General features: G+C 45.0%; 10 protein-coding genes. 7 read left to right on the top strand and 3 right to left on the bottom strand.

Going from position 1 to position 8,579, the window contains the following annotated elements:
- Positions 1-1,417: gamma-glutamyltransferase (gene ggt, locus QZ735_RS02510; RefSeq protein ID WP_294243849.1), on the bottom strand; the 1,417-nt coding region annotated here is incomplete at its 3' end.
- 90 nt (positions 1,418-1,507) lie between these two features.
- Here ggt and QZ735_RS02515 point away from each other — a divergent pair.
- Together QZ735_RS02515 and QZ735_RS02520 are read left to right on the top strand one after the other, a co-directional pair.
- On the top strand, positions 1,508-2,476 hold the full coding sequence (locus QZ735_RS02515; protein WP_294243850.1) for an NAD-dependent epimerase/dehydratase family protein: 969 nt from the start codon (positions 1,508-1,510) through the stop codon (positions 2,474-2,476).
- A gap of 144 nt (positions 2,477-2,620) precedes the next feature.
- Positions 2,621-3,373 carry a polysaccharide deacetylase family protein gene (locus tag QZ735_RS02520; protein WP_294243852.1) on the top strand — a complete coding sequence of 251 codons (753 nt, stop codon included), beginning with the start codon at positions 2,621-2,623 and terminating at the stop codon, positions 3,371-3,373.
- A gap of 41 nt (positions 3,374-3,414) precedes the next feature.
- Here QZ735_RS02520 and QZ735_RS02525 read toward each other — a convergent pair whose 3' ends face one another.
- The gene (locus tag QZ735_RS02525) at positions 3,415-4,620 is read right to left on the bottom strand and encodes a metallophosphoesterase (protein ID WP_294243854.1); all 1,206 of its coding nucleotides are present in this window, start codon (positions 4,618-4,620) and stop codon (positions 3,415-3,417) included.
- A 68-nt stretch (positions 4,621-4,688) separates the two neighbouring features.
- On the bottom strand, positions 4,689-5,756 hold the full coding sequence (locus QZ735_RS02530; protein WP_294243855.1) for a 3-oxoacyl-ACP synthase III family protein: 1,068 nt from the start codon (positions 5,754-5,756) through the stop codon (positions 4,689-4,691).
- A 102-nt stretch (positions 5,757-5,858) separates the two neighbouring features.
- Between QZ735_RS02530 and QZ735_RS02535 the strand changes: the two genes are divergently transcribed.
- From QZ735_RS02535 to QZ735_RS02555, 5 genes are all read left to right on the top strand, one after another.
- Positions 5,859-6,428: a hypothetical protein gene (locus QZ735_RS02535; RefSeq protein ID WP_294243857.1), complete on the top strand. Its 570-nt coding sequence runs from the start codon at positions 5,859-5,861 to the stop codon at positions 6,426-6,428.
- Positions 6,429-6,431: 3 nt separating this feature from the next.
- A complete protein-coding gene (gene ubiE / locus QZ735_RS02540; protein WP_294243859.1) occupies positions 6,432-7,163 on the top strand; it encodes a bifunctional demethylmenaquinone methyltransferase/2-methoxy-6-polyprenyl-1,4-benzoquinol methylase UbiE in 732 nt (243 codons plus the stop codon).
- Positions 7,164-7,166: 3 nt separating this feature from the next.
- Entirely contained in the window at positions 7,167-7,949 is a 783-nt protein-coding gene (locus tag QZ735_RS02545; protein WP_294243860.1) for a porin family protein, read from the top strand.
- A gap of 137 nt (positions 7,950-8,086) precedes the next feature.
- Positions 8,087-8,389 carry a hypothetical protein gene (locus QZ735_RS02550; RefSeq protein WP_294243863.1) on the top strand — a complete coding sequence of 101 codons (303 nt, stop codon included), beginning with the start codon at positions 8,087-8,089 and terminating at the stop codon, positions 8,387-8,389.
- A partial coding sequence (locus tag QZ735_RS02555) for a cell division protein ZapA (RefSeq protein ID WP_294243861.1) occupies positions 8,389-8,579 on the top strand: 191 nt, incomplete at its 3' end. The genes QZ735_RS02550 and QZ735_RS02555, both read left to right, overlap by 1 nt.

The following is an 8,579-nucleotide window of genomic DNA, read 5'->3' on the forward strand; positions in this document are numbered from 1 at the left end:
CGGAAGTAGGGATGGTGGTTCCGCCGGGCGTTCCGACTACCATATACGGTTTGCCGTTTTTCAGGACTATGGTAGGCGTCATCGAAGAAAGCATCCGCTTGTTGGGCCGGATGGAGTTCGCTTCCCCGCCCACAGCCCCAAACATATTCGGAACGCCGGGCTTAACGGAGAAATCATCCATCTCATTGTTCAGGAAAAAACCGGCTCCTGAAACAACTACTTTACTGCCGTACAACCCGTTGAGGGTGGTGGTTACCGCGGCGGCATTCCCGTCTTTGTCCAATACGGAAATATGGGTTGTCTCTGTAGATTCTTTAGGCTGACGGATGATTTTTCCTACTTCGGAACTCGGGGTGGCCTTGCTGAAACTGAAGCTCTTCCACCGGTTTTTCAGATACTCATCCGAGATCAGATATTGGGTTTTGTCTTCGATAAAATCCGGGTCGCCCATATATTCAGCCCGGTCCGCAAAAGCCCGACGTTCAGCTTCTATCATGACCTGGACCGCTTTCGTATCATACTGCTTGTATGTTTCCAGATTTTCCAACGCAGCCATTTTCAGCATCTGCGCCAGCAGGATCCCGCCGCTGGAGGGAAGGGGCATGGATACGACATGGTTGCCTTTGTAATCGAATTCCAGGGCTTTCCTTTCCGCAACTTTATAATTTCTGAGGTCTTCCGGAGTGATGATGCCGTTTCCCTTTTGCATTTCGGCAACCATGAGTCCGGCGGTCTGCCCCTCGTAGAACCCTTTCAGTCCCATGTTCCGGATCCTTTTCAGGGTTTCGGCCAGGTCCTTCTGTACCAGAAGGTCACCGGCTTTCCAGGGTGTATCCTTAACAAAGACCGTGGATGAAGAATTATGTTTCAGGAAGTTTTCTTTGTGGGCATTCAGCAGTGCGGCTTCCTGTGCTGTGATGGCAAATCCTTTTTCGGCCAGGTCGATGGCCGGCGCGATCAGCTTGTTCATCGGAAGCCTGCAGTATTTCAGGGTGGCAAAAAAACCGGCTACGCTTCCGGGAACGCCGGATGCCAGCCTTCCGTACTGGGAGAGGCCGGTATCTGCCTTTCCGTTCTTATCGATGTACATATCGTGGGTTGCTTTTCGCGGTGCCGTTTCACGGTAATCGAGGGTGAATTTTTCGCCGTTGTTCTTTACCCCAACCAGGAAGCCGCCGCCGCCGATATTGCCTGCCTGCGGATACACCACCGCCAGTGCATATTGTGTAGCGACCACCGCATCATAAGCATTTCCGCCTGCTCTCAGGACCGAAGCCCCGGCTTCACTCGCCAGGGGATGAGCAGAAACCACCACTCCTTTATGTTTTACCTTGACTTCCTTGGTAATATTGAAGTCTGTGTATTGTGCTGATACTGTGCAGGAAAAAATAACAAATGCAACCGCAATCTTCTTCATAATTAAATTTTATACCCGAATTTACAATTTTGTTTTAAGATAGGGCTTAAAATATTTATTTTTGCGTGATATCACTAATACGAACGTACAATGGAATCCCACACGGAAAGAATATTGATTACCGGTGCTTTAGGGCAGATCGGCACCGAACTTACCAACAGGCTGGTTGAGATCCACGGAGCAGAAAATGTTGTTGCTTCAGGACTGGACCGCTGGCAGAAAGACATTACGTCCGCCGGACATTATGAAAGAATGGATGTTACCAATACCCAACTGGTAAGACAGGTGATTAAGGACTATGATATTACCACCGTTTATCATTTAGCCTCGCTGCTGTCAGGAACTTCTGAAAAGCAGCCGGTATTTGCCTGGAAACTGAACCTGGAGCCGCTTCTTCACTTCTGTGAAATGGCTAAAGAAGGACTGATTCAAAAGATCTTCTGGCCGAGTTCCATCGCCGTGTTCGGGAAAGGGATTCCTAAAGAAAACGTGGGGCAGGATGTTGTACTGAATCCTACTACCGTCTACGGGATCTCCAAAATGGCAGGCGAGAAGTGGTGCGAGTATTATTTCGACAAGCATGGCGTGGATGTAAGGAGCATCCGCTATCCCGGACTGATCTCCTGGAAAACCCCGGCGGGCGGCGGAACCACCGATTATGCGGTAGAGATTTTCTACGAAGCCATTGAAGAAGGAAAATACACCAGCTTCATTTCCGAAAATACCGGAATGCCGATGCTGTACATGGATGATGCCATCAATGCAACCCTGAAGCTGATGGAGGCCCCGAAAGAAAGCCTTACCGTGCGTTCTTCCTACAACCTGGGCGGCATGTCTTTCACCCCGAAAGAACTGGCAGAAGAAATCAAAAAAGAGATTCCGGGATTTGAGATTGATTATAAACCTGACTTCAGGCAGCAGATCGCCGACTCTTGGCCGGCATCGATTGATGATTCCGTAGCGAAAAAAGACTGGGGCCTCAGCTATGACTTCGGAATCAGTGAAATGACGAAAGACATGGTTAAAAACCTTAAGGTAAAACTGGCTCAGCCTTCCTAGTCCGTCTTCCGGAAAAGATAAATAAAGCAACCGCTGGTGAAGTATGCGGCGGACCGCAGCTTCATCAGTCAAAGCTTGCAGACCTGTCTGTATAAAGACGGCAGATAAATTAAACCGAACTGAACTGAACTGAACTGAACTGAGATGATCTTACTGACTTTTAACATCGTTACCATTGAGGCCGAAACCAAAAACGGTGTCCGGGTTTCCGCCGAACAGCGGCTGAAAATTTCAGAAGAAAATACCAAAGCCATTCTGAGGATACTGGATGTTCATGATGTTAAGGCCAGCTTTTTTGTGGAGGTGTCCATTGCGGCACAGCTGCCCGCACTGCTGAAGTCTATTTCCCATAAAGGCCATGAGATCGCTTTCTATAATGACCATTCTGCTCTTCAGGAAGTGGAAGAAGCAAAAAAATACGTACAGGAACTGCTGGAAAAACAGGTGAAAGGATTACGTCAGAAAGACTGTAAGCTCCCGCCGGAAAGCCTGAAAATGCTGGAATTCGGGTATATTTCCAATATTGACCATGCGGAGATCCTTTTCCCTTTTAAGCGGCTGAAACGGGATACCGCAATCCGTGAAACAGACGGTCTGAGCATTGTTCCCGAGAGCATTTCCCCATACAGCCAGCTGCCGTACAACGATTTTGTGTTCCAGCTGCTGCCGATGAAATATTACCAGAATATGGTTTTCGAAACCCTGAAAAAGGATGAATTTGTACTGATCTACCTGAATTCCTGGCAGTTTACCGACTTTAACAAGCACAGCTTCCGGGTACCTCTCCACCGGAGAATGAATTCAGGCAAAAAAATGGAGGACAAACTGGATGCCCTCCTTACCTGGATCAACGGGAAAGAACTTGCCACTTCCCGGATGAAAGATTATCTTTTTTAAAATTCAAAATTTAAAATTTAAAATCCTGAATTTTTAAATCATTATGCTAATTCAAAAAGCGTGATTTCCGGAAGGACACCCACTCTTCCCGGATAGCCCAGAACGCCGAAGCCTCTGTTGACATACAGCATTTTCCCTTCGCTCTCGTACAGGTCTGCCCATTTCGGGTACCGGTACTGTACCGGAGACCATCTTATATTCTTGAGATCAAGGCCGAACTGCATCCCATGGGTATGCCCGGATAACGTAAGATGAACGTTCCCCGGATGTTGTTTTACCACATAATCAAAGTGGGTAGGGTCATGGCTCATCAGAATTTTCGTTGCGGATTCCGGTACGCCTTTCAGGGCCTCATCCAGCCTGCCGAATTGCGGGAATGGCTTGAGACCCCAGTTTTCAACCCCCAGGATGTACAGCTTTTCACCGTTTTTCTCAATAATCCGGTGCTCATTCCTCAGCATATCGAATCCGGCCTGCTTTTCATAGCTGATCAGCGTATCGAGGTTCTGCTTTTTCGCCTCTGCGGAAGCCCATTCCACATAATCTGCATAATCATGGTTCCCCAGCACGGAAAATTTGCCGTCCCTGGCTTTGATCTGTGAAAAGAGCGGGATAAAAGGCTTGAACTCATCGGCAACATTGTTCACCATATCTCCGGTAAACAAGACAAGATCCGGTTGCTGTCCGTTGATGAGGTCGATGGCATGCTGCAGTTTGCCCGGATCGGAAAAACTTCCGCTGTGGACATCGGAAATCTGGATGATTTTATACCCCTTGAAGCTTCCGGGAAGGTTGGCAAGCTTTACTTTGACCTTCCTTACCCGGTGGCGGTACCTTCCGAAGGTAATCCCGTCGATAAAAAGAGCCGACAGAATACCTCCGAGGCCTAACCCTGCAAGGCTGAGGAATTTCCTCCGTTCAGGAAAGAAGTGTTCCGTCTGCCGGGTCAGACCGATCAGGTAACTTCCTGTCCTGAAAACATCGTCAATCAATAAAAACAGTACGATGAATATTTTCGGCAGGATGAAAACCAGGAACAGCGAGATCATGATCTGTGCCCGCATCATGCTTCTTTCCGCCCTGTTGAAGTGGCTGATCTCATAAGCAAAAATACCGTAGATAACCAGTGAGGCCACCCAGTAGCCGGTCCTGAGCCAGAAGTTATCCGTTACGGTCCTGATGGCCTGATAAATATACACTTCCAGAAAAAGGAAAAGTGCGGCGATGATAAAAAAGTTTCTCTGCATAACTGTGTGTAAAAAAAGCACAAAGAATAATTTCCCTGTGCTTTTATATTGTCATTTACATTATAATATTAAGGAAATCGGTAAACAATGGCATTGATGTTCATTCCGGCACCTACCGAAGTCATCACAATGTTCCCTTTGTCTTTAAACGTATGACCATCCATTTTTCCTTTAATGATGAGATCAAACATGGTAGGAATGGTGGCTACGGAAGAATTTCCGAACTCCTGGATGGTCATCGGGGAGATGGAGTGGTCGTATTCTTTTACATCATAGAGTTTGTGGAGCCTTTCGATCATGGCATAATCCATTTTGGCATTGGCCTGGTGGATGAGGATTTTATTGATGTCTCCGATAGAAAGCCCGGCATCTTCAATGGTTTCTTTGATCGCGGCAGGCACGTTTTTCAGGGCATACTCATAGATTTTCCGTCCCTGCATCCTTACGAAAAGGCGGGTCTGGTCCGAGTCTGCATTGATCGAAGGTCCGTTGGCCAGGTAATCCAGCTCGATCCCGTTGTCGCAGATGGTATTGTGGGCGATAATTCCTACATTCTCCTCGTCGGTGGCCTGTACCACCACAGCTCCGGCTCCGTCAGCAAAGATCATCCTGTTCCTGTCATGCGGATCGGTTACCCTGCTTAAAGTCTCGGCACCGATAACGAGTATGGTTTTGGCGGTTCCCGCTTTGATGAGGTTGTTGGCCAGGATCATGGCTTCCACCCATCCCGGACATCCGAAAAGCATATCGTAGGTAATGCATTTCCTGTTGCGGATCCCCAGTTTGTTTTTTACCCTTGCCGCCATGGTAGGCATAAAATCGGCATATCCATGTACGGTAACTTCCCCGAAATTGCTGGCGTAAATAATATAATCAAGCTCCTCCTGATCTATATTGGCATCGGCAATTGCCAGTTTTGCAGCCTCATATCCGATTTGTGAGTTGGAAAGATCATCTTCAATGAATCTCCTGTTTTCTATTTCCGTGATTTCTACAAATTTTGCAATCGTTTCTTCAGCAGGCTTGTCAATCTTTAGTCCGTCTTCTGAATAAAACTCTGAATCTAAGAAATAGTCTCTCCCGATAATTCTGTTGGGAAGGTAAGATCCAGAACCAATAATGATCGTATTCGGCATTCGTTTATATGATTTTTTTAGAGAGGCAAAGTTAATAATTAATATTAATAAGAAAGAATTAAAAATATTATTAAATTTGCAAAAATTGTACTTTACAATCTTATGAAAAATAATGCATCCCTGAAGGGCTTACTCATTGCAGTTGTGGCGTTTATCGTTGCTTTCGGGATTTATTTCCTGTTTTTGGCAAAGAAGAATTATTATGTGGTGGACAATCCTACGCCGGATACGTATTATTACAGGATCAATAACGGTTCGGAAGGTACGATTGCCGGCGGGCAGACGGTTCCGGTAGACCTGAACAAAGGCCGGAATTCCATACAAGTTTTCGACCGGAACAAAAAACTCCTTTTCGATTCTGCATTTGAAGTGAAAAAAATCCGAGGCCTGATCAATATCGCCCATCAGGATTATTACATCAACGACCAGTATTACGGGTACAATCTCAAAAAGGATTCATTGCTGCTGGCACTGGATAAAACCATCATCGACGGGAAAGCCTATTTCGGAGGTGCTACTAAATTCAGCAAATTATTCACAGACGATTTTTATTACAATGTGGATGAAGATTACGATAAAGTGATTAAAAATATCCAGCAGGTAGAATCGAGATCAAAGATTTTCAGAAAGCAGGATTACCTCAATTATTACAAAGAATATTATAAGTTTTAAGTTTTGACAAAAGATATTACCAAAGTTACGCCCTACAATTCCGAGGCTACCAAGAAAAGCCAGGTAGAGGATATGTTCGACAATATTGCACCGAAATATGATCTTCTGAATCATGTGCTGTCCATGAAGATTGATGTTTTGTGGAGAAACACACTGGTGAAATGGATGAAAAAAGACCAGCCTCAGGAAGTGCTGGATGTAGCCACCGGAACGGGAGACCTGGCCATTGCCGTGGAAAAGGGAACGGGCTCGAAAGTGATTGGTTTGGATTTATCGCAACAAATGTTAAATGTTGGCGTTATTAAAATAAAAAAACTTAATTTAGACGGCAAAATTTCCATGCAAAAGGGCGATGCGGAGAATTTACCTTTCGAGGAAAACAGGTTCGACGCGGTCTCCGTTGCATTCGGAGTAAGGAATTTCGAAAATCTTACCAAAGGTTTGGCAGAATTGCGAAGAGTGGTTAAAGATAACAAGAGTGTTTACATACTGGAGTTTTCAAAGGTTGAAGGGTTTATGGGACCATTGTATATGTTTTATTTCAGAAACATCTTACCTGCCATCGGCAGGCTGGTTTCCAAGGATAACAGGGCGTATACCTATCTTCCGGATTCCGTGAACGCTTTTCCTTTCGGGGAAAAGATGAGACAGATTCTTTTAGATACAGGATTTAAAAAAGTTGAATATAAAAAACTAAGTTTAGGGATAGCCACAATTTATAAAGCAACAAAGTAACCTATGAATAAATTTCTATTAAAAGCACTGGTTTTAGCCTCAGTAAATGTTGCCGTTTTGTCGAACGCGCAATTCAGAACCCGCAACAGAATGGATAAGCTGGAAGATTTCGATGAGCAGAAATTCAGCTGGGGTTTTTATCTGAGCGGCAACAGGCTGGATTACCGTATTGTTCTCAATCCTACGTACGGTATGTATAATAACCAGAACCTGGTTACGTCCAAGGAAAGCTACAGTTTCGGTGCCGGGCTGATCGCCAAGTGGAGGCTGAACGATTACCTGGATGTAAGGCTGGAGCCGGGGTTACAGTTCGGGCAGAGGCAGCTTACTTTCGATACACAGTCCAATGACCGGTTTGCTGCAGGAACCTTAACGAATGATGCATTCGTTCCGATCAGGCTTACCGATAAAGATAAAATAAGGGATATTAAAACCACCCTGATCGATGTGCCGGTATTGCTGGAATTTCACGGCGAAAGATGGTACAACTCAAGGCCTTATGTGGCAGCCGGGGTGAATTATATCGTCAACCTGCAGTCCAATTCAGATTCTACGGATGACAACAGGCAGCAGATATTCCGTTCCACGACCCACAATTTTGCATGGTCTGCTGAAATGGGAATTCAGTTTTACTTCAATAAGTTTAAGCTGACTCCTGCCGTAAGGGGTACCTTTATCATGAATAATGAAATCGTAGCCGATAACGCCACAACACCGCCTTACTGGACTTCTGCAATGTCTACTCTTCAGACCAGAGCGATCTTCTTCGTCCTGAAATTTGAATAAAAATACCGGAACCGGATAAAAAAGGAGATGCCCATTGCATCTCCTTTTACGTTTCAGGTCAAAATATAAGCCGTTTTATTTTTGTTAGTATTAATATTTTGTTATTTTTGCTACTAGTTAGAATATACAAACCTGGAATGCTTCAACAGTTAGAAAACCATTTTTCAGAATTAGAGAAAAAGATTCTGCTTTTACAAAAAAATTACAGAAATCTTACTGAAAAATATTCCGAACTAAGCATGGAGCACCAAGAACTGAAGAAGAAATATGATGAGGAAAGGAAAAAAAGTCAGGTATTAGCAGAAGAGCAAAAAAATATAAAGCTGCATTCGGCAATATCAGGGAATCCTGAGCATAACAGGCTGATGAAGAACCATATTAACAGGTTGGTAAAGGAAATAGATTTCTGTATTGCCCAGCTTCAAAACACCGGACTCTAATGGAGGTAAGAAGAATAACCATCAACATTGCGGGAAGGGTATATCCGCTGAACGTGCCGGCTGCAGAAGAGGAAACGCTGCGCAGGGTAGGGAAGCAGATTGAAAATATGATAAAAGATTTTGAACAGAACTTCGATGTCAGAGACAAACAGGATGCTTTGGCCATGTGTGCCCTGAAACTGGGAACCAA

The organism is uncultured Chryseobacterium sp. (assembly GCF_913776365.1).
GTDB lineage: Bacteria > Bacteroidota > Bacteroidia > Flavobacteriales > Weeksellaceae > Chryseobacterium.